Source organism: Phenylobacterium sp. FG114, assembly GCF_057809855.1.
In genome coordinates, this window is the sequence record NZ_JBMDKU010000028.1 from 1 (window position 1) to 20,778 (window position 20,778).

The window sequence follows — 20,778 nt, forward strand, 5'->3', positions numbered from 1 at the left end:
CGGCCCTTTTGCTTGCCCGCATGACAACCGTGTCATGACCGACATTTAAGCTGCCTGGGCGCAGGGCCGCGCCTAGCTTCCCCTCGGAACCGGGGAATTCAGACATGCGCCTTCCGATCACCTTGCTCGCGGCGGCTGCGGCCACCGTCGCCGCCGCCGGCGGGGCCGAGGCCGCCACCGTCGAGCTTCGCGACGCGGTCGCCCGTGTCACGGTCGTTCCGCAGGACCGGTCCGACATCAAGGTCGAGATCGTCCGCGAGCATCCCAAGCTTCCGATGTTGGTGACCGTGTCGGGCGATCGCACGATCCTGGACGGCCACCTGGGCCGTCAGATCCGTGACTGCAACAGCATGGGCGAGTCCGCCCGGATCAACGTGCGCGACGTCGGCCGGATCGGCTACGATGAGATGCCCCAGGTGGTGATCTACACGCCGAAGGCTGTGAAGCTGGAGGCCAGCGGCGCGGTGATCGGCGCGGTCGGGCGCTCGGCCAGCCTGGAGCTGCGCAACTCGGGCTGTTCGAACTGGACCGTCGCCGACGTGGCGGGTGAGGCCGAGATCGGCCAGTCCGGCGCCGGCAACGTGAAGATGGGCACGGCGGGCAGCCTCGACGTGCGCGTGTCGGGCGCCGGCAGCCTGCGCGCGGTCGCCGTGCGAGACGGGATGGACGCCGATCTGTCGGGCGCCGGCGGCGTGACCATCGGCAGGTTCGCGGGCCCCCTCGACGCGAGGGTCTCCGGCGTCGGCCAGGTGCGGATCTCCGAGGGCCGCGCCAGCCGCGTGAAGGCGTCGGTCTCAGGAATCGGCGGTGTGGACTTCGGCGGGACCGCCGAGGAGCTACAGGCCTCGATCTCTGGCCTTGGCAACATCCGTGTCCGGGCGGTGACCGGCTCGATTTCGAAGTCGGTCTCGGGCGCCGGCCGCATCAGGGTCGGCGACTAGGGCTTCATCGCCTTCGCGCCGTCGGTCTGGTCCGCGCGTGCCTGGTTGGGCGCGTGACCGGTCTGGCGGTGTTCGCCGCTGGCCGGGTCGGTGGCGGTTTTCGATGACTGCGAGGAGCCTTTGGAGCCGGCGGGCTCCTGGGCCATCCGCTGGGGCGAGCCGGGCTTCTGATCCTGGTCGCGGTTATAGGCTGCGTCGTGAGAGCTTTGGGGCATGCCGACCTAACGGCCCAGGCCCGGCTTCGCTCCAAGCAAGAGGCTTGAAAACCGAGGGCGCTTGCGTCATACGCCTGCGTCCTACCCGACATCGTGGAGTCTTGAGTTTTCTAGCCGCCCAAGCGCGGTTCACGGGCCTTCGCCCGGGACAGGAAGCCGGACGATACGAGCGGATAGGGGTGCTGAAGGAGTGTAGCTCAGCTGGTAGAGCGTCGGTCTCCAAAACCGAAAGTCGTGGGTTCGAGTCCCTCCACTCCTGCCACCACCTATATAACGCGTAGGATGAACCGGGGCGGGGCCTGCAGGCCGCCGTTCCAGATGAGAGTTTGAAGCGCCGCATGGCCAAGAAACCGGGACAGAGCCCGCAAGCGATCCGCGACCGCGCCGCCAAGACGGCCGCGGTCATGGCCACGCCCAGCGCGGTCGCGGCTCAAGCCCCCAAGAAGAAGACCAGCATTCCGCAGTTCTTCCGCGAGGTCCGCGCCGAGGCGCGCAAGATCACCTGGACGAGCCGCAAGGAGACCTGGATCACCTCCGTCATGGTGGCGATCATGGTCGTCATGGCCGCGCTGTTCTTCTGGATCGTGAACAGCGCCCTCAACTTCGCCATCACGTGGCTGCTCCGCGTGGCCACGGGCGGGTAAGAAGAACAAGATGTCTGAAGCTGCCGCCTCCGCCCCGAAGGGCAATCCCCGCCACAAGTGGTACATCGTCCACGCCTACTCGAACTTCGAGAAGAAGGTGGCCGAGAGCATCCGCGAGCAGGCCCGGAACCAGGGCCTGGAGGAGAATTTCTCCGAGATCCTGGTGCCGACCGAGGACGTGGTCGAGATCCGCCGCGGCCGCAAGGTGAACTCCGAGCGCAAGTTCTTCCCGGGCTACGTGCTCGTGAAGATGGAGCTGTCGGACGAGGCCTACCACCTGATCAAGAACACTCCGAAGGTGACGGGCTTCCTGGGTTCGGGCTCCAAGCCGATCCCGGTCTCGGAAAAGGAAGTCCAGCGGATCATCGGCACGATCGAAGAGGGCGTGGAGCGGCCGAAGCCGACCATCTCCTTCGAGATCGGGGAGCAGGTCCGGGTCACGGACGGCCCCTTCGCCAGCTTCAACGGCTCGGTGGAACAGGTCGACGAGGAACGCGCCCGCCTGCGGGTCACCGTCTCGATCTTCGGCCGCGCCACGCCGGTCGAGCTGGAATACGGACAGGTCGAGAAGATCGCCTGACATTCGGCCGCGGTTGTCGCCGCGGCCTATTCCTGATAGGAGCGCGCCCTTCGCGAACGGGCGCGTTCTTTGTTTTTCCGTTCGCGATTTCAAATCCGTGGGAGGGGGCGGCCACCGTGACCCCGCACCACGGCTCATAACCGGCCGGGTTTCCCGGCCATGAGGAGCAAAGATGGCCAAGAAGATCTTGGGCTATATCAAGTTGCAGGTGCCTGCGGGCTCCGCGACCCCGTCGCCGCCGATCGGTCCGGCGCTGGGTCAGCGCGGCGTCAACATCATGGGCTTCTGCAAGGAGTTCAACGCCCGCACCGAGAAGGAACAGAAGGGCACGCCCCTGCCGACCGTGATCACGGTCTACCAGGACAAGTCGTTCACCTTCGTCACCAAGACGCCCCCGGCGTCGTACTTCATCAAGCAAGCTGTCGGCCTGAAGTCGGGCTCCAAGGCCCCGGGCCGCGACAGCGCCGGCAAGATCACCCGCACCCAGCTGCGCGAGATCGCCGAGAAGAAGATGAAGGACCTGAACGCGAACGACCTCGAGCAGGCCGCGAAGATCATCGAGGGCTCCGCGCGCTCGATGGGCCTGCAGATCGTGGAGGCCTAAGACCATGGCAAAGCAAGCCAAGCGCATGAAGGCCTGGACCGGCGACACCACCGTCGCCCACGGCCTCGCCGACGCCGTCAAGCTGGTGAAGGCCAACGCCAACGCCAAGTTCGACGAAAGCATCGAGATCGCCGTCAACCTGGGCGTCGACCCGCGTCACGCCGACCAGCAGGTCCGCGGCGTGGTCTCGCTGCCCTCGGGCACCGGCCGCGACGTCCGCGTCGCCGTCATCGCCAAGGACGCCAAGGCCGCTGAAGCCACCGCCGCCGGGGCCGACATCGTCGGCGCCGAAGAGCTGGTGGAACGCATCCAGGGCGGCTTCATGGACTTCGACCGCGTGATCGCCACGCCCGACATGATGGCCCTCGTCGGCCGTCTGGGTAAGGTGCTGGGCCCCCGCGGCCTGATGCCGAACCCGCGCGTCGGCACCGTGACGCCGAACGTCGGCCAAGCCGTGAAGGACGCCAAGGGCGGCGCGATCGAGTTCCGCACCGAAAAGACCGGCATCATCCACGCCGGCATCGGCAAGGCCTCGTTCACCGAGGAAGCCCTGCAGGTCAACGTGAAGGCCCTGGTGGACGCCCTGAACAAGGCGAAGCCGTCGGGCGCCAAGGGCACCTACATCAAGAAGATCAGCCTCTCGTCGACGATGGGCCCGGGCTTCAAGGTGGACGCCGGTTCGGTCGGCGCCTAAGCACGCGCCTATCTTTCTGAAGATCGAGGGAGCGGCGGAAACGCCGCTCCCTTTTTCTTTGCGTCGACCTCACAGGCCCAGCACGGCCTTGGCCATGATGTTGCGCTGGATCTCGTTGGTCCCGGCGTAGATCGTCCCGGCACGGTCGTTGAAGTACTTGGCCGCAACGGTCAGGGCGTGCTCGGGGCCGACGAAGCCCTGGTCGGTCGGCGCGGAATAGAGCGGGACGGGTCCGCCAGGGCAGGCGGCGTGGGCCTGATAGAGCTGTCCGTAGGCCCCTGCCGCTTCAAGGGCCAGTTCGGTGAGACGTTGGCTGAGTTCGGTGGAGACCGTCTTCATCATCGAGGAGCGCGCGCCGGGAGCCTCGCCCTGGCTGAGTTGGGCCAGGATCTGAAGCTCGACGGCTTCGAGGGCTTCGATCTCCAGAGCCGCGGTGGCGAGCCGGCCCATGAAGCCGCTGTCCCGCGCCAGGGCGCGGCCGTCGTCGCCCGCCTCGGCGGAGGCCATGCGGCGGATGCGCTGCAGCCGGGCCTTGAGCCCCGGCGAGGAGACGCCGCCGCCACGTTCGAATTCCATCAGGTATTTGGCCACCGTCCAGCCCTCGCCGACACGGCCGACCACATTGGCCTTCGGGACGCGAACGCCGGTGAAGAAGACATCGTTCTGGATGTGCTCGCCCGACAGCATCAAGATCGGTCGGACCTCGACGCCTGGGCTATCCATGGGGATCAGCAGGAAGGTGATGCCCCGCTGCGGGATCGCCTCCTGGCTGGTGCGGACCAGGCAGAAGATCCAGTTGGCGTCGTTGGCGTGGGTGGTCCACAGCTTGTGGCCCGAGCAGACGAAGTGGTCGCCATCGTCCTCGGCGCGCATCTGCAGGCTGGCAAGGTCCGAGCCCGATCCCGGCTCGGAATAACCCTGGCACCAGAAATGCTCGCCGGTCAGCATGCGGGGCAGGTAGTGGGCCTTCTGCTCCGGCGTGCCGTGGCCGATCAGCACCGGGCCGCACATGCCGATGCCCATGGGAGAGAGGGGCGGGGCGTCGTTGGCGGCCATCTCGTCGGCGAAGATGTAGCGCTGGGCCGCGCTCCAGCCGCAGCCGCCATGCTCCAGGGGCCAGGCGGGAGCCGCCCAGCCGCGGGCGTGCAGGATCGCCTGCCAGGCCATGCCGAGCTCGTGCGGGGCGTAGACGCTGGTCATCCGCCGCACGTCGCGGCGCATCTCCGCCGTGAGTTCGGCGTCGAGGAACGCGCGCACCTCGTCGCGGAAGGCCAGCTCGGCGTCGTTCCACCGGATCCGCATCGAACATCTCCCCTCGATCGCCCAGGAAGGCTAGACCTCTTGACGCCCCGGCAGTCCAAGACCGGGCGCGATGGGGGGGCGGAACATGTTGCACGTGGAGTTGGAGCCGGCGAACGCGCAGCGCGCGACGGTGGAAAACCTGTTCCAGTTCTATGTGCATGACTTCGCCGAGTTCTGGGCGCAGCGGCAGGTGGAGTTCGATGAGGACGGGCGCTTCCCGCCCTATCCGCCGCTCGCGGCCTACTGGTCGGAAGAGGGCGCCGCGCCGTTTCTGATCCGGGCCGACGGCAAGCTGGCCGGCTTCGTGCTGATCGACCGGCACAGCCACTCTGGCCTGCCGGTGGACTTCAACATGGGGGAGTTCTTCGTCGCTCGGCACTATCGCCGGGAAGGCGTGGGTCGCCAGGCGGCGTTGCAGGCGATCCGCGAGCGGGTGGGCCAGTGGGAGATCGCCGTGGCGCGGCGCAACCTGCCGGCCCAGCCGTTCTGGCGCGGCGTGGCCCAGGCCTGCGCCGCCGGGACGGTCGAAGAGATCGACCAGAACGACGCGCGCTGGAACGGGCTGATCCTGCGCTTCGTCGTGGCATAGTCCCAGCATGGAACTGAAGGCCACCCGCTACGAAGTCGCCGACGGCATCGCCGTCGTGACGCTCGCCCGCCCCAAGCGCCGCAACGCCTGGACCGGCCGGATGCACACCGAGTACCGCTGGATCCTGCGAGAGGCCGATCGCGATCCGGCCGTGCGGGTGATCGTGGTGACGGGCGACGCCGAGGGGCAGGCGTTCTGCGCCGGGGCCGATCTGCAGGCGCTGGAGGGCCATTCCGAGCGAGGCGGCTATGACGCCGGCACGCCCGACGACATCGCCGAGCCGGGCTATGGCGTGGATCCGGCGTTCGACGCGGCCTTCGCCTATCATTTCGGCGTCGGCAAGCCGATCATCGCCGCGATCAACGGTGCGGCCGCGGGCGTGGGTCTGGTGCTGGCTGCCTTCGCCGACCTGCGGTTCTGCGTGCCGGGCGCGAAGTTCACCGCGGCGCACGGGCGCTTCAACTTCCCGGCGGAGTTCGGCCTGTCCTGGCTGTTGCCGCGGATCGTCGGGCTGACGCACGCCAACGACATCCTCCTGTCCAGCCGCGTGTTCACGGCGGAGGAGGCGATGGCGATGGGGTTCCTCAACCGCATCGTTCCCGCCGCGGACCTGATGGCCGAGGTGATCGCCTATGCCCGAAACCTCGCGACCACGGTGGCGCCCGGCTCGGCGCGCGAGACCAAGCGCCAGATCTACCGCGACCTGCACCGCGACGCCGCGAGCTCGGTGAAGGTGGCCGAGGCGCTCCTGGCCGAGATGTCGAAGACGCCCGACTACAAGGAAGGCGTGAAGGCCTGGATGGAGAAGCGGCCGGCGAAGTGGACGGGGTAAGATGACTCCCGCCGAGCTCGAGGCCCTGTTCCAGAACGTGGCGCCCGATCTGGAGGCCTTCGCCGCGCCGTGGAGCGTGATCGGCAGCGGGGCGCTCGTCTTGCTCGGCGCGCCTATTCGCGAGGCGGCAGACCTGGACGTCGTCACCAGCGTCGACGGGGCAGGGCGCCTTGCCGCGGCCTGGGCCGCCTGGCTGGAGCCCGCGCCGGCCAAGGCGCCGGACGGGCCGTTCCGTTCGGCGCACTTCGCCCGCTACGCCACCCCCTGGGGGCCTGTCGAGGTGATGGGTGGTCTGCGCGTGCGCGGCCGACCGCTAGACATTTCGGGCCCGATCCCCGGGGCATCGGACCAATTGCGTGTCCTGCGGCTCTTCGGCCGACCCAAGGACCTGGCCAAGGCGGACATGGTGGAAGCCTGGCTGGCGGCAGGTTGAATCGGCGAGGGATTTCGTATAGATGCCGCCGCTTCGTCGCTCCCTCCCGAGGGAACGGCGAGGACGGACGGTCTTCGGACCGACCGATCCTGTCCAAGAACTATGAAGCCGCCGGGGCCACCGACGGCCGGAACGCGAGGAAGAGCCCTTCCTCGGTCATAGGGAGACGGGAAGATGACGGCTTGATCGCCCTTCCGCAGCGCGGACCGGGCGCTGGGCTGCGGCTTCTCTGAACAGGACAGGTGCTTACGGCGACCGCCTCTTGCGGCCGTCGAACCTGAGTATGGAGACCGCAATGGACCGCGCTCAAAAGCAGGAAGCCATCGAAGCGCTTAAGGGCGTCTTCGCTGACTCCGGCGCCGTGGTCGTGACCCACTACATGGGTCTGACCGTTGCGGAAATGACCGATCTGCGGGGCCGTCTTCGTCAAGAAGGCGCCCAGCTGCAGGTGGTGAAGAACACCCTGGCCCAGAAGGCTCTCGGTGGCTCGATCGGCGAAGCGGGCGACGCCCTCTTCAAGGGTCCGGTCGCGATCGCCTTCGCCGCCGACCCGGTGTCCGCCGCCAAGGTCGCGACCCAGTACGCCAAGGACAATGACAAGTTCACCGTCGTTGGCGGCTTCATGGGTCAACAGGTGCTGGACAAGAGCTCGGTGACCGCCCTGGCCACCCTGCCTTCGCTGGACCAGCTCCGCGCCAAGATCGTCGGCCTTCTGCAAGCTCCCGCGACCAAGATCGCTGGCGTTCTGCAGGCGCCCGCCGGTCAGCTGGCTCGCGTCATGGGCGCCTACGCCGCCAAAGACGCCGCCTGATCGTCACTTCCCGACAAACCTCTCTCTTAAGGACCTACACACATGGCCAATCTCGAAAAGCTGGTCGACGACCTGTCGGCTCTGACCGTCCTGGAAGCCGCTGAGCTCTCCAAGCTGCTGGAAGAAAAGTGGGGCGTCAGCGCCGCTGCTCCGGTCGCCGTGGCCGCCGCTCCGGCCGCCGGTGGCGGCGCTCCGGCCGAAGCCGCCGAAGAGCAAACCGAGTTCACCGTTGTCCTGACCGCCGGTGGCGACAAGAAGATCAACGTGATCAAGGAAGTCCGCGGCGTCCGTCCGGATCTCGGCCTGAAGGAAGCCAAGGACCTCGTCGAAGGCGCTCCGCAGAACGTGAAGGAAAACGTTTCCAAGCAGGAAGCGGAAGAAATCAAGAAGAAGCTGGAAGAAGCCGGCGCCTCCGTCCAGATCAAGTAGTTTCGGCAAGCCGAAGCTATCCCGAACGCGGTCAGCCGCGATCGGATCGAGACGACAGTTCAGGGGGTCGAGCCATGCTCGGCCCCCTTTTCTGTGTCCGGGATCAGGCGGTTGCGGCGATCGACTTCTGGATCACGGCGAGCTTGGCGCGCGGCACGACGCGGCGGCGTCCCACGAGGGTGTCAAGCAGCCCGAGGGCGTGCTCGGCGATCCGGCGCATCCGCCGCTTGGTCATCTGGAACGGTCCGACCGTCCCATCGGCATAGTGACCCCAGACCGGCTTCAGCCCGCGCACGGTGTTGTAGTAGCGCCGAAGGCGGATCAGCTGGTCCTCGTCGTAGATCGAGATGATCGAGATCGAGTCCGAGATGTGCTTGGGGATGTGCCGCGAGCTTCCGGTTTCGGAGAGTTCGAAGAGGATCTGGGCCATCTTCGGGGTGGGCGGCAGCGAGGCTTCGTATTCCTTCGGCTGCCAGCTCAGGTCCTCGACAATGAAGAGGCCGCCCGGCTTCAGCCGCCCGAACAGTTCCACGAAGGCGGTCTTCTGATGGAACGATGCATGGGAGCCGTCGTCCACGATGACGTCGAGGGGAGCGACCTGGTCGCTGATCGCCCGTAGCTGTTCCGCCGCACCGCAATCCGCCCGGAAGAAGGTGAACCACTCCTGCTGGAAGGCGCTGAAGTCGGAAATGTCGACGCCATAGATATGGGCCTGCGGCAGGAACTCCCGCCACATCCGCACCGAAGGTATGTCGACGACCTCGCGGTCGGCCGAGCCCCCCACTTCCGGTCCGCCGCGGGCAAGCCCGATCTCCATGAGCCGGATCGGCAGCATTCGCATGGGCGACAACAGCATGTCGTAGACGAGGGTGTACGCGTTTTCCCGCGGCCCCTTGTCGGTCCCGTGCCTCTGCGCGATCTCGCTAAGTCCGCCCCCAAAAGCCATTGTGCCGCGTGCCCCCCGACAACACCACTCAGGCTTGAGCTTGAAGGACCCGAATCGGCTTGACAAGACGCGGGTAGGTTGAGGCCCTACACGGCCAACGCCCGGGTCCCTCGACCTTTCGGATCACCCCCAAACGGGGGAGGGCGATCTGGCCGGCCTCCCGCATGCTCGACGCCTGGATGTTGGGGGGCAGGAATGAAGAGGCACACAGGCTTGGCGGCCTCGGCAGCCGTCCTGATCGGCGGCGCGGCCGCCGCGCCTGCGGCGGCACAGACCGCCTATGATATCAATCGCCTGAACGCCGCCATCCAGGTCTGCAACTCGGGTCTCGGCGCGACGGCCGAGTGCGCGAAGCTGCGCGGCCAGCTCGGCGGGGGCGGCGGGCTCGGCGGCGGAGCCGGGTTGGGCGGCCTTGGGGTCGGCAAGGCGGCCGCGGCCGCGGGCATCTTCGGCCTGCTCAGCCAGGCGCGTGCGCAGGCCGCGCCGCCGCCCGTCCAGGCCTCCGCCGCGAACCCCGCCGCGATCCAGCAGGCCATCGCCACCTGTGTCCAGAACGCCAGCGGGAACACCACCGCGATCCAGGCATGCCTGCGGATCGCGGACGCCGCCAAGGCTCCGGCGACCTTTGGGTTGCCTCCACCGATGACGGTGCGCGCCCCGCCGCCGCAGGACGCGGCCATGGCGACGTATGGCGCGGGCCAGAGCTATCAGGCCTGCGTGGCCGCCGACCAGGCGAACTGGCGCCGTTGCCTGCCGCTGCTGAACGGCGGCCGATAGATGAACTGAGCTTCACTGGGCGCCCGGCGGCGGCGTGATAATCTCGGCGCGTGCCGACCTCGCTGACCCTCATCGACATGTTCGTGCGCGGCGTGGCCGCCGGCGCGATGATCGTCACCGGCCTGGCGCTCCAGGGCAGCGGGCTGGGCGGACGCGTGCGCCTGGTCGGGGGATTGCTGGGCCTTTCCATCGCCTGCTGGCTCATCACGGAATCGAACGCGCTCTGGGGCGCCTTCGGCCACTTCTTTCCGCTGGTGGCCCCCGCGTATGCGGTGGGGGCGATCTTCTGGCTCTTCGTGCTCACGGTCTTCGACGATCGGCCTCTCACGGCGATGAGCTGGGCGCCCTGCGGAATTCTCTTCGTGACGGGCTTGGTCTGCGAGGTCCTTCCCAGCGGGGAGGGCTGGCCCCTCTGGATGGCGCGGAACGTGTTCAGCGGCCTGCTGCTGGTCCACGCGGCCTACGTGATCGTCCGCGGATGGTCCGGCGACCTGCTGGAACAGCGGCGGCGCCTGCGCGCGCCGGTGCTGGGCTTCGCGGCGTTCTACGGTCTCACCAACGTGGTCATCGGGCTCGCCAACCGCATCGAACCGCACGAGGCCTGGCTGCAATGGACGGCCGGCTGGCCGGGTGGCGGTGCGATCTTCGCCGTCATCGTGCTCGCCGCGGCGGTGGTGTTCCTCCAGGCGCGGCCCGCGCTGTTCGGCGCGACGCGGCGTGAAGCCTCCGCCGTCGACGCACGGGCGGAGGCGGCCGAACGCGTGATGGCGGGCAAGCTCAACGCCTCGATGGCGGCCGGAGCCTGGCGACGCGAGGGCCTCACGATCGGCGCGCTGGCGCAAGAGCTGGGCGAGCCCGAGCACCGGCTGCGGCGACTGATCAACCAGCGGCTGGGGCACCGGAACTTCGCCGACTTCGTCAACGGCTATCGCATCGAGGCGGCCAAGGCCCGCCTCGGCGATCCCGACGAGGCCCGCACGACGATCGCGGCGATCGCCTTCGACCTGGGCTACGGCTCGCTGGGTCCCTTCAACCGGGCCTTCCGCGCGGCCACCGGCGCCACACCGACCGAGTGGCGCCGCCAGGCCCTGCTGCAGGCCTCGCCGGAACTGCAGGAAGCCGTCTGATTCCAGAATCGGCGAGGCTGTTTCGCCCACGGCGAGACGGTGCGCGGTTCCTCCGGCCTTTTCGGACCTCGAACGATCGCGAGGAAACCCGATGCCGCCCTTCATCACCGACCTGGCGCAGATCTGGCTGCGCGAGCTCGAACCCACCCTGACCCGCTACGTCGTCTTCACCGTCGGCGTCTGGTTCCTGCTGTGGGTGGCGCTGCGGCCCCTGCTGCGGGCGCGCAAGATCCGCGAGGAGACGCCCGCGCCGAAGCAGCTCGTCACCGAGCTGATGTTCTCCCTGCGCTCCATGGCGATCTTCGCGACGGTGGGCGTGCTGATGACGCTCATGTACCGGGCGGGCCTCTACCCGTTGGGCGCCATCGCCGACGCCTGGGGCCCGGCCTGGTTCGTCGTGTCGCTGGTGGCTGGGATCGTGGGGCTCGACGCCTGGTTCTACTGGACGCACCGGCTGATGCACGATCCGCGGCTGTTCCGCCGGTTCCACCGCCAGCACCACCGCAGCAACAACCCGTCGCCCTTCACCGCCTACAGCTTCGACGTGGGCGAGGCGATGGTGCTGATCGGCTATGTGGTCGTGTTTCCGATGGTGTTTCCCATGTCGTCCGGCGCGATGCCGTGGGTGATGCTGTACCAGATCGTCACCAACACCCTGCTGCACTCCGGCTACGAGCTGATGCCGGCCCGGCGGGACGGCCGACCGATGCTGGACTTCATCGTGACCACCACCCACCACGACCTGCACCACGCCCAAGCCGGCTGGAACTACGCGGCCTGGTTCACCTGGTGGGACCGTTGGTTCGGCACCGAGCATCCGGACTATCACGCCCGCTACGCCGCGGCGGCCTGGCGGCCCTTCGCCCCCCGGCCGGCAGGTGAGCCTGCCCTGCAACTCGACAGGTCGGCCTGAGCCGGGAACCCTCTCCGCTCGCCGCGGGTTTTATGGGCGCGAGAACGGACGTCAGCATGACAACCCGGGATATGCCCGGGAAACCCGACGGGACGGCGCGGAGGACACGGCTCCGCGTCGTCTCTCGCGTCTGCGGCGTATTTTTCGGCGGGCAGGGACTTCACAAAGGGTCCGAAAGGGCCTATTTCCGCCCGTTCGCGAAACACCTTTCCGATTTACATCTTTCGATGCGGCCTTCGCGCGTGCAGGCCCCGAGGCATGGTCCGTCGCCCTTTGACCATGCGAAGGGGCGCTCCCGACGATACGGGGAGCATTCCAGCGTCCGGCTCCCGCCAGGGAGTCCGTAGGGCGGACGCAGGATGAAGCACTCGACGCCCGGAGTCTCCTCCTGGCGTCCTCAAGGGATCAAAATGGCGCAATCCTTCACCGGTAAGAAGCGGATCCGGAAGTCTTTCGGCCGCATTCCCGAAGCCGTGCAGATGCCGAACCTCATCGAGGTTCAGCGCTCCTCCTACGAACAGTTCCTGCAGCGCGAAGTGCGCGCCGGCGAACGTCGTGACGAGGGCGTGGAAGCGGTCTTCAAGTCGGTCTTCCCGATCAAGGACTTCAACGAGCGCGCCGTGCTCGAGTATGTCTCGTACGAGTTCGAAGAGCCGAAGTACGACGTCGAGGAATGCGTCCAGCGCGACATGACCTATGCCGCGCCGCTGAAGGTGAAGCTGCGCCTCATCGTCTTCGAGACCGACGAAGAGACCGGCGCCCGCTCCGTGAAGGACATCAAGGAGCAGGACGTCTACATGGGCGACATCCCGCTCATGACGGAGAAGGGCACCTTCATCGTCAACGGGACCCAGCGCGTCATCGTCTCGCAGATGCACCGCTCGCCGGGCGTCTTCTTCGACCACGACAAGGGCAAGACCCACGCCTCGGGCAAGCTGCTGTTCGCCGCCCGCGTGATCCCGTACCGCGGCTCGTGGCTCGACTTCGAGTTCGACGCCAAGGACATCGTCTACGTCCGTATCGACCGCCGCCGGAAGCTGCCGGCCACGACCTTCCTCATGGCCCTGGGCATGGACGGCGAGGAGATCCTCTCGACGTTCTACGAGACCGTGCCGTACGAGAAGCGCAAGGGCGGCTGGGCCACCCCGTACAAGGCCGAGCGCTGGCGCGGCGTGAAGCCGGAATTCCCGCTGATCGACGCCGACAGCGGCGAGGAAATCGCTCCGGCCGGCACCAAGATCTCGGCGCGCAACGCCAAGAAGTTCGCCGACGCGGGCCTCAAGACCCTGCTGCTCGCGCCTGAGGCCCTGAACGGCCGCTACCTGGCGCGCGACCTGGTCAACATGTCGACCGGCGAGATCTACGCCGAAGCCGGCGACGAGCTGGACGCCGGCCTGATCGCCTCGCTGGAAGAGCAGGGCTTCACCACCCTGGACGTGCTGGACATCGACCACGTGACGGTCGGCGCCTACATCCGCAACACCCTGCGCGTCGACAAGAACACCGTCCGCGAGGACGCCCTGTTCGACGTCTGCCGGGTCATGCGTCCGGGCGAGCCGCCGACGGTGGAAGCCGCCGAGGCCATGTTCAAGTCGCTGTTCTTCGACGGCGAGCGCTATGACCTGAGCTCGGTCGGCCGCGTGAAGATGAACATGCGCCTGGAGCTGGATTGCCCCGACGACGTCCGCATCCTGCGCAAGGAAGACGTGCTCGCCGTTCTGCGGACGCTGGTCGGCCTGCGCGATGGCCGCGGCGAAATCGACGACATCGACAACCTCGGCAACCGCCGGGTCCGCTCGGTGGGCGAACTGCTGGAGAACCAGTACCGCGTCGGCCTGCTCCGCATGGAGCGCGCGATCAAGGAACGCATGAGCTCGGTCGACATCGACACGGTCATGCCGCACGACCTGATCAACGCGAAGCCGGCCGCCGCGGCCGTGCGCGAGTTCTTCGGCTCGTCGCAGCTCTCGCAGTTCATGGACCAGACCAACCCGCTCTCGGAGATCACCCACAAGCGCCGCCTGTCGGCCCTTGGCCCGGGCGGTCTGACCCGCGAGCGCGCCGGCTTCGAAGTGCGCGACGTGCACCCGACCCACTACGGCCGGATCTGCCCGATCGAGACGCCGGAAGGCCCGAACATCGGCCTGATCAACAGCCTCGCCACCCACGCGGTGGTGAACAAGTACGGCTTCATCGAGAGCCCGTACCGGCGGATCAAGGACGGCAAGACGACCGAAGAGGTCGTCTACATGTCGGCCATGGAAGAGGCGAAGCACGTCATCGCCCAGGCCAACATCAAGCTCGACAACGGCTCCATCGTCGAGGACCTGGTCCCCGGCCGGGTGAACGGCGAACCGTCGCTGCTGCCCCGCGAGCAGGTCGACCTGATGGACGTGTCGCCGAAGCAGGTCGTCTCGGTGGCCGCCTCGCTGATCCCGTTCCTGGAAAACGACGACGCCAACCGCGCCCTCATGGGCTCGAACATGCAGAAGCAGGCCGTGCCGCTCATCCAGTCGGATGCGCCGCTGGTCGGCACCGGTATGGAAAGCGTCGTGGCGGTCGACTCCGGCGCCGTGGTGACGGCCCGCCGTTCCGGCGTGGTCGAGCAGATCGACGGCACCCGTATCGTCGTGCGCGCCACGGAAGAGCTCGATCCCACGAAGCCGGGCGTCGACATCTACCGCCTGCAGAAGTTCCAGCGTTCCAACACCTCGACCTGCATCAACCAGCGTCCGCTGGTGCAGGTGGGCGACAAGATCCGCGCGGGCGACGTGATCGCCGACGGTCCGTCGACCGAGCTGGGTGAGCTGGCGCTGGGCCGGAACACGCTCGTCGCGTTCATGCCCTGGAACGGCTACAACTTCGAGGACTCGATCCTGATCTCCGAGCGCATCGTGCGCGACGACATCTTCACCTCGATCCACCTCGAGGAATTCGAGGTCATGGCCCGCGACACCAAGCTGGGCCCGGAAGAGATCACCCGCGACATCCCGAACGTCGGCGAGGAAGCCCTGCGCAACCTCGACGAAGCGGGCATCGTGGCGATCGGCGCCGAGGTGATGCCGGGCGACATCCTGGTCGGCAAGGTCACGCCGAAGGGCGAAAGCCCGATGACGCCGGAAGAGAAGCTGCTGCGCGCCATCTTCGGCGAGAAGGCTTCCGACGTCCGCGACACGTCCCTGCGCCTGCCCCCGGGCGTCGCCGGCACGATCGTGGAAGTCCGCGTCTTCAACCGTCACGGCGTCGACAAGGACGAACGTGCGCTGGCCATCGAACGGGCGGAAATCGACCGCCTGGGCAAGGACCGCGACGACGAGTTCGGCATCCTGAACCGCAACATGACCAGCCGCCTTCGCGACCTGCTCGTGGGCAAGACCGCCGTCTCGGGCCCGAAGGGCCTGGGCCGCGGCGAGATCACCGCCGACAAGCTGGAAGAGATCGCGCCCGGCCTGTGGTGGCAGATCGCGCTCGACGACGAGAAGGCGATGGGCGAGCTGGAGGCCATGCGCCGCCAGTTCGACGAGGGGCGCAAGCGCCTCGACCGCCGCTTCGAGGACAAGGTCGACAAGCTGCAGCGCGGCGACGAACTGCCGCCCGGCGTGATGAAGATGGTCAAGGTGTTCGTGGCGGTGAAGCGCAAGCTGCAGCCGGGCGACAAGATGGCCGGCCGTCACGGCAACAAGGGCGTCATCTCCAAGATCCTGCCGATCGAGGACATGCCCTACCTCGAGAACGGTCAGCACGTGGATATCGTGCTGAACCCGCTGGGCGTGCCGTCGCGGATGAACGTCGGCCAGATCTTCGAGACCCACCTCGGCTGGGCCTCGGCCGGCCTGGGCAAGCAGGTCGCCGACCTGCTGGAAGCCTGGCAGAACGGCGGCCAACGTCAGGCGCTGCTGGACTACCTGGGTGACGCCTACGGGCCGGAAGAGGAACTGCCGGAGACGGACGAAGAGCTGATCGAGCTGGCCAAGAACCTCTCGAAGGGCATCCCGTTCGCGACCCCGGTCTTCGACGGCGCGCACATCGACGACATCGAGAACCTGCTGGAGAAGGCGGGCCTCGACCGGTCGGGTCAGTCGTACCTGTACGACGGCCAGACTGGCGAGCGGTTCAAGCGTCCGGTCACGGTCGGCTACATCTACATGCTGAAGCTGCACCACCTGGTCGACGACAAGATCCACGCCCGCTCGATCGGTCCGTACAGCCTCGTCACGCAGCAACCGCTGGGTGGTAAGGCCCAGTTCGGCGGTCAGCGCTTCGGGGAAATGGAAGTGTGGGCCCTCGAAGCCTACGGCGCCGCCTACACCCTGCAGGAAATGCTGACGGTGAAGTCGGACGACGTGGCCGGCCGGACCAAGGTCTACGAGAGCATCGTCCGTGGCGACGACACCTTCGAGGCCGGCATTCCGGAAAGCTTCAACGTGCTGGTCAAGGAGATGCGCTCCCTCGGCCTGAACGTGGAGCTGGAGAACAGCTGACGGATTCCTGGCCCTCCCTCGGTGACGGGGGAGGGCGGTCCCTCCGCCCAGCTTTCGAAATTTTCGCGGGTTAGCCCGCAGAAGGAACCAAGATGAACCAGGAAGTCCTGAACATCTTCAATCCGGTCCAGGCCGCTCCGACCTTCGACCGTATCCGTATCGCGCTCGCCTCGCCGGAGAAGATCCGGTCGTGGTCGTTCGGCGAGATCAAGAAGCCCGAAACCATCAATTACCGTACGTTCAAGCCGGAACGTGACGGCCTGTTCTGCGCCCGCATCTTCGGTCCCACGAAGGACTACGAGTGCCTGTGCGGCAAGTACAAGCGCATGAAGTACAAGGGCATCATCTGCGAGAAGTGCGGGGTCGAGGTGACCCTGGCGCGCGTCCGCCGCGAGCGGATGGGCCACATCGAGCTGGCCTCGCCGGTCGCCCACATCTGGTTCCTGAAGTCGCTGCCCAGCCGCATCGCCCTGATGCTGGACATGGCGCTGAAGGACATCGAACGCGTCCTGTACTTCGAGAACTACATCGTCACCGAGCCGGGCCTGACCCCGCTGAAGCAGCACCAGCTTCTGTCGGAAGACGACTACCTGCGCTTCCAGGAAGAATTCGGCGACGACAGCTTCACCGCCGAGATCGGCGCCGAGGCGGTCCAGGGCCTGCTGAAGGGCATCGACCTCGTCAAGACGGCTGAGCAGCTTCACGAGGAGCTGAAGACCACCACCTCGGAAATGAAGCTCAAGAAGGCGTCCAAGCGCCTGAAGCTGATCGAGAGCTTCACCGAGAGCGGCAACAAGCCCGAGTGGATGGTCCTGACGGTGATCCCCGTGATCCCGCCGGAACTGCGCCCGCTGGTGCCGCTGGACGGCGGCCGCTTCGCGACCTCGGACCTGAACGACCTGTATCGCCGGGTCATCAACCGGAACAACCGCCTGAAGCGCCTCATCGAGCTGCGCGCGCCGGACATCATCATCCGCAACGAAAAGCGGATGCTGCAGGAAGCCGTCGACGCCCTGTTCGACAACGGCCGCCGCGGCCGCGTGATCACGGGCGCCAACAAGCGCCCGCTGAAGTCGCTGGCCGACATGCTGAAGGGCAAGCAGGGCCGGTTCCGCCAGAACCTGCTCGGCAAGCGCGTGGACTACTCGGGCCGTTCGGTCATCGTGGTGGGTCCCGAGCTGAAGCTGCACGAGTGCGGCCTGCCGAAGAAGATGGCGCTCGAGCTGTTCAAGCCGTTCATCTATGCGCGCCTGGACGCCAAGGGCCTTTCGGGCACCGTCAAGCAGTCCAAGCGCATGGTGGAGCGTGAGCAGCCGGCCGTCTGGGACATCCTGGACGAGGTGATCCGCGAGCACCCGGTGCTCCTGAACCGCGCGCCGACGCTGCACCGCCTGGGCATCCAGGCGTTCGAGCCCAAGCTGATCGAGGGTAAGGCCATCCAGCTGCACCCGCTGGTCTGCGCCGCCTTCAACGCCGACTTCGACGGCGACCAGATGGCCGTCCACGTGCCGCTCTCGCTGGAAGCCCAGCTGGAAGCGCGCGTGCTGATGATGAGCACGAACAACATCCTGTCGCCGGCCAACGGCCGTCCGATCATCGTGCCGTCCCAGGACATCGTGCTGGGCCTGTACTACCTGTCGCTCGCCAAGGACAATGAGCCGGGCGAAGGCAAGGTGTTCACCGACCTGGCCGAGCTCGACCAGGCGCTGGACGCCAAGGTCGTCACCCTGCACAGCAAGATCAAGGCGCGTCACACCGAGATGGACGCCGACGGCAACGTCGTGCGGAAGATCATCGACACGACGCCCGGCCGGATGAAGATCGCGGCCCTGCTGCCGCATCACCCGGCGATCGGCCACCGCCTTCTTGAGAAGAACCTCACCAAGAAGGAAATCGGCAACCTGATCGACGCCGTCTACCGGCACTGCGGCCAGAAGGCGACGGTCATTTTCGCCGACCAGATCATGGGCCTGGGCTTCCGCGAGGCGGCCAAGGCGGGCATCTCGTTCGGCAAGGACGACATCGTCATCCCGGCCCGCAAGGCGCCGATCGTCGAAGAGACCCGCAAGCTCGTGGAAGAGTACGAGCAGCAGTACGCCGACGGCCTGATCACCAAGGGCGAGAAGTACAACAAGGTCGTCGACGCCTGGGCCAAGGCCACGGACCGGGTCGCCGACGAGATGATGGCGGAAGTGAGCTCGGCTCCGATCGGCCCCGATGGCCGTCAGAACGAGATCAATTCGATCTTCATGATGAGCAACTCGGGCGCCCGCGGTTCGCAGGCCCAGATGAAGCAGCTCGGCGGGATGCGCGGCCTGATGGCCAAGCCGTCCGGCGAGATCATCGAGACGCCGATCATCTCGAACTTCAAGGAAGGCCTGACCGTCCAGGAGTACTTCAACTCCACCCACGGCGCCCGTAAGGGCCTGGCCGACACCGCGCTGAAGACGGCGAACTCGGGCTACCTGACCCGCCGTCTGGTCGACGTGGCGCAGGACTGCATCATCACCGAGGAAGACTGCGGCACCACGCGCGGCATCACGCTGCGCGCCGTGGTCGAAGGCGGTGACGTGCTGGTCTCGCTGGGCCAACGCATCCTGGGCCGTTTCGCGGCCGAGGACGTGAAGGACCCGGGCACCAACGACGTGATCGTGCCGGCCGACACCTATCTCGACGAGAACATGATCGAGGTGGTCGAAAGCGCTGGCGTCCAGTCTGTGAAGATCCGCTCGGTCCTGACCTGCGAGACCAAGGTGGGCGTCTGCGGCGCCTGCTACGGTCGCGACCTGGCCCGCGGCACGCCGGTGAACATCGGTGAAGCGGTCGGCGTCATCGCCGCCCAGTCGATCGGTGAGCCCGGCACCCAGCTGACGATGCGGACCTTCCACATCGGCGGCACCGCTCAGGTGGCCGAGCAGTCGTTCTTCGAAAGCGCCAACGAGGGCGTCGCCCGGATCTCGGGCGGCAACACCGTGGTCGCGGCCGATGGCGGCCTGATCTCGATGAGCCGCAACCTGACCCTGACCGTCCAGGTCGATGGCAAGGACCGCGAGTCCTACAAGGTGCCCTACGGCGCCCGCCTGCAGGTCAAGGACGGCGGCAAGGTCAAGCGCGGCGAGCGCCTGGCCAGCTGGGACCCCTACACCACGCCGATCATCACGGAAGTGGGCGGCAAGGTGCGGTTCGAGGACCTGGTGGAGAACTTCTCGTTCCGCGAGGAAGCCGACGAAGCCACCGGCATCTCCAACCGCGTGGTCATCGACTGGCGCGCCAGCTCGAAGGGTTCGGACCTGCGTCCGGCCATGTCGGTGCTGGCCGAGGACGGCTCGTACAAGCGCCTGTCGAACGGCGGTGAGGCCCGCTACCTGCTCCCGGTGGGCGCCATTCTCTCCATCGGCGACGGTGACGAGGTGAAGCCCGGCGAGATCATGGCGCGTATCCCCACGGAAAGCGCCAAGACCCGCGACATCACCGGCGGTCTGCCGCGGGTGGCCGAGCTGTTCGAGGCCCGCCGGCCGAAGGACTGCGCGGTCATCGCCGAGATGGACGGTCGCGTCGAATTCGGCCGCGACTACAAGAACAAGCGCCGCATCAAGATCACCCCGGAGGATGGTGGCGAGGCGGTCGAGTTCCTGATCCCGAAGGGCAAGCACATCGCGGTCCACGACGGCGACGTGATCCGGAAGGGCGAGTACATCATCGACGGCAACCCAGACCCGCACGACATCCTGCGGATCCAGGGCATCGAGGCGCTGGCCGACTTCCTGGTGAACGAGATCCAGGAGGTCTACCGACTGCAGGGCGTGCCGATCAACGACAAGCACATCGAGACGATCGTCCGTCAGATGCTGCAGAAGGTGGAGATCCTCGAGCCGGGCGACACCGGCCTGCTCAAGGGCGACCATCTGGACAAGCAGGAAGTGGAAGACGAAAGCGCCAAGGCGGAAGCTCGCGGCGCCCGTCCGGCGCTCACCCAGCCCGTCCTGCTCGGCATCACCAAGGCCTCGCTGCAGACCCGCAGCTTCATCTCGGCCGCCTCCTTCCAGGAGACGACCCGGGTGCTGACCGAGGCCGCGGTCCAGGGCAAGAACGACACCCTGGAAGGCCTGAAGGAGAACGTGATCGTCGGTCGCCTGATCCCGGCGGGCACGGGCTCGTACCTGCGGAACCTGCAGCGCATCGCCGCCAAGCGCGACGAGGCCCTGACGGCCAGCCGCGAGGAGGCCATGGAGCCGCTGCCGGCCGAGATCGCCGACGCGGCCGTCGCCGAGACGGTCGAGAGCTAAGCCTCTCCAGTCCAGTCACGCGTAACGAGCGGCCCGGGAGCAATCCCGGGCCGTTTCGTTTGGGCCCTCCGCGCCTATGGCGAAGGTTGTTTTGAGTGGCGCCCTGACGCGGCGTGCGGCTAGGCTGCGAATCCCGGGGGAACAAGTCAGGGTGGCGTAGCGTGCGGGGGATGT

General features: G+C 67.2%; 18 protein-coding genes and 1 tRNA gene. 16 read left to right on the top strand and 3 right to left on the bottom strand.

Going from position 1 to position 20,778, the window contains the following annotated elements:
• Nucleotides 1-104 precede the first annotated feature (104 nt).
• Nucleotides 105-941 (top strand): GIN domain-containing protein, encoded by an 837-nt coding sequence (locus ACODSY_RS25770; protein ID WP_488954769.1) that lies wholly within the window; start codon nucleotides 105-107, stop codon nucleotides 939-941.
• Here the strand turns inward: ACODSY_RS25770 and ACODSY_RS25775 are convergent.
• Nucleotides 938-1,156 carry a hypothetical protein gene (locus ACODSY_RS25775; RefSeq protein ID WP_488954770.1) on the bottom strand — a complete coding sequence of 73 codons (219 nt, stop codon included), beginning with the start codon at nucleotides 1,154-1,156 and terminating at the stop codon, nucleotides 938-940. The genes ACODSY_RS25770 and ACODSY_RS25775 overlap by 4 nt on opposite strands.
• A gap of 186 nt (nucleotides 1,157-1,342) precedes the next feature.
• On the opposite strand from ACODSY_RS25775, the gene ACODSY_RS25780 reads away from it, so the two are divergent.
• The 5 genes from ACODSY_RS25780 (at nucleotide 1,343) to rplA (ending at nucleotide 3,678) form a co-directional block, all read left to right on the top strand.
• Nucleotides 1,343-1,418: transfer RNA gene (locus tag ACODSY_RS25780), tRNA-Trp, on the top strand.
• 76 nt (nucleotides 1,419-1,494) lie between these two features.
• Nucleotides 1,495-1,800, top strand: a complete 306-nt coding sequence (gene secE, locus ACODSY_RS25785) for a preprotein translocase subunit SecE (RefSeq protein WP_488954771.1) — start codon at nucleotides 1,495-1,497, stop codon at nucleotides 1,798-1,800.
• A 10-nt stretch (nucleotides 1,801-1,810) separates the two neighbouring features.
• Nucleotides 1,811-2,380: a transcription termination/antitermination protein NusG gene (gene nusG, locus ACODSY_RS25790; RefSeq protein WP_488954772.1), complete on the top strand. Its 570-nt coding sequence runs from the start codon at nucleotides 1,811-1,813 to the stop codon at nucleotides 2,378-2,380.
• Nucleotides 2,381-2,552: 172 nt separating this feature from the next.
• Nucleotides 2,553-2,984 (top strand): 50S ribosomal protein L11, encoded by a 432-nt coding sequence (gene rplK / locus ACODSY_RS25795; protein WP_488954773.1) that lies wholly within the window; start codon nucleotides 2,553-2,555, stop codon nucleotides 2,982-2,984.
• A 4-nt stretch (nucleotides 2,985-2,988) separates the two neighbouring features.
• Nucleotides 2,989-3,678, top strand: coding sequence for a 50S ribosomal protein L1 (gene rplA / locus ACODSY_RS25800; protein WP_488954774.1), 690 nt, complete (start codon nucleotides 2,989-2,991; stop codon nucleotides 3,676-3,678).
• Nucleotides 3,679-3,747: 69 nt separating this feature from the next.
• Here the strand turns inward: rplA and ACODSY_RS25805 are convergent, their stop codons facing one another.
• Nucleotides 3,748-4,980, bottom strand: a complete 1,233-nt coding sequence (locus ACODSY_RS25805; protein WP_488954775.1) for an acyl-CoA dehydrogenase family protein — start codon at nucleotides 4,978-4,980, stop codon at nucleotides 3,748-3,750.
• An 85-nt stretch (nucleotides 4,981-5,065) separates the two neighbouring features.
• Between ACODSY_RS25805 and ACODSY_RS25810 the strand changes: the two genes are divergently transcribed.
• From ACODSY_RS25810 to rplL, 5 genes are all read left to right on the top strand, one after another.
• Entirely contained in the window at nucleotides 5,066-5,569 is a 504-nt protein-coding gene (locus ACODSY_RS25810; RefSeq protein WP_488954776.1) for a GNAT family N-acetyltransferase, read from the top strand.
• Nucleotides 5,570-5,576: 7 nt separating this feature from the next.
• Nucleotides 5,577-6,401, top strand: a complete 825-nt coding sequence (locus ACODSY_RS25815) for an enoyl-CoA hydratase-related protein (protein WP_488954777.1) — start codon at nucleotides 5,577-5,579, stop codon at nucleotides 6,399-6,401.
• Nucleotide 6,402: 1 nt separating this feature from the next.
• Complete coding sequence (locus ACODSY_RS25820; RefSeq protein WP_488954778.1) at nucleotides 6,403-6,834, top strand: hypothetical protein; 432 nt, start codon at nucleotides 6,403-6,405, stop codon at nucleotides 6,832-6,834.
• A gap of 295 nt (nucleotides 6,835-7,129) precedes the next feature.
• Nucleotides 7,130-7,645, top strand: coding sequence for a 50S ribosomal protein L10 (rplJ, locus tag ACODSY_RS25825; protein ID WP_488954779.1), 516 nt, complete (start codon nucleotides 7,130-7,132; stop codon nucleotides 7,643-7,645).
• A gap of 42 nt (nucleotides 7,646-7,687) precedes the next feature.
• A complete protein-coding gene (gene rplL / locus ACODSY_RS25830; protein ID WP_488954780.1) occupies nucleotides 7,688-8,074 on the top strand; it encodes a 50S ribosomal protein L7/L12 in 387 nt (128 codons plus the stop codon).
• 103 nt (nucleotides 8,075-8,177) lie between these two features.
• Here rplL and ACODSY_RS25835 read toward each other — a convergent pair whose 3' ends face one another.
• Entirely contained in the window at nucleotides 8,178-9,020 is an 843-nt protein-coding gene (locus ACODSY_RS25835) for a hypothetical protein (RefSeq protein ID WP_488954781.1), read from the bottom strand.
• A 195-nt stretch (nucleotides 9,021-9,215) separates the two neighbouring features.
• Here ACODSY_RS25835 and ACODSY_RS25840 point away from each other — a divergent pair, with 195 nt between their 5' ends.
• The 5 genes from ACODSY_RS25840 to rpoC all read left to right on the top strand — a co-directional run bounded on the left by ACODSY_RS25840 (nucleotide 9,216) and on the right by rpoC (nucleotide 20,604).
• Nucleotides 9,216-9,797, top strand: coding sequence for a hypothetical protein (locus ACODSY_RS25840; protein WP_488954782.1), 582 nt, complete (start codon nucleotides 9,216-9,218; stop codon nucleotides 9,795-9,797).
• Nucleotides 9,798-9,847: 50 nt separating this feature from the next.
• The gene (locus ACODSY_RS25845) at nucleotides 9,848-10,924 is read left to right on the top strand and encodes a helix-turn-helix domain-containing protein (protein ID WP_488954783.1); all 1,077 of its coding nucleotides are present in this window, start codon (nucleotides 9,848-9,850) and stop codon (nucleotides 10,922-10,924) included.
• 91 nt (nucleotides 10,925-11,015) lie between these two features.
• On the top strand, nucleotides 11,016-11,837 hold the full coding sequence (locus ACODSY_RS25850; protein WP_488954784.1) for a sterol desaturase family protein: 822 nt from the start codon (nucleotides 11,016-11,018) through the stop codon (nucleotides 11,835-11,837).
• 410 nt (nucleotides 11,838-12,247) lie between these two features.
• Nucleotides 12,248-16,318, top strand: a complete 4,071-nt coding sequence (gene rpoB, locus ACODSY_RS25855) for a DNA-directed RNA polymerase subunit beta (RefSeq protein WP_488954785.1) — start codon at nucleotides 12,248-12,250, stop codon at nucleotides 16,316-16,318.
• Between the two features lie 92 nt (nucleotides 16,319-16,410).
• The gene (rpoC, locus tag ACODSY_RS25860; RefSeq protein ID WP_488954786.1) at nucleotides 16,411-20,604 is read left to right on the top strand and encodes a DNA-directed RNA polymerase subunit beta'; all 4,194 of its coding nucleotides are present in this window, start codon (nucleotides 16,411-16,413) and stop codon (nucleotides 20,602-20,604) included.
• Nucleotides 20,605-20,778: the final 174 nt, after the last annotated feature.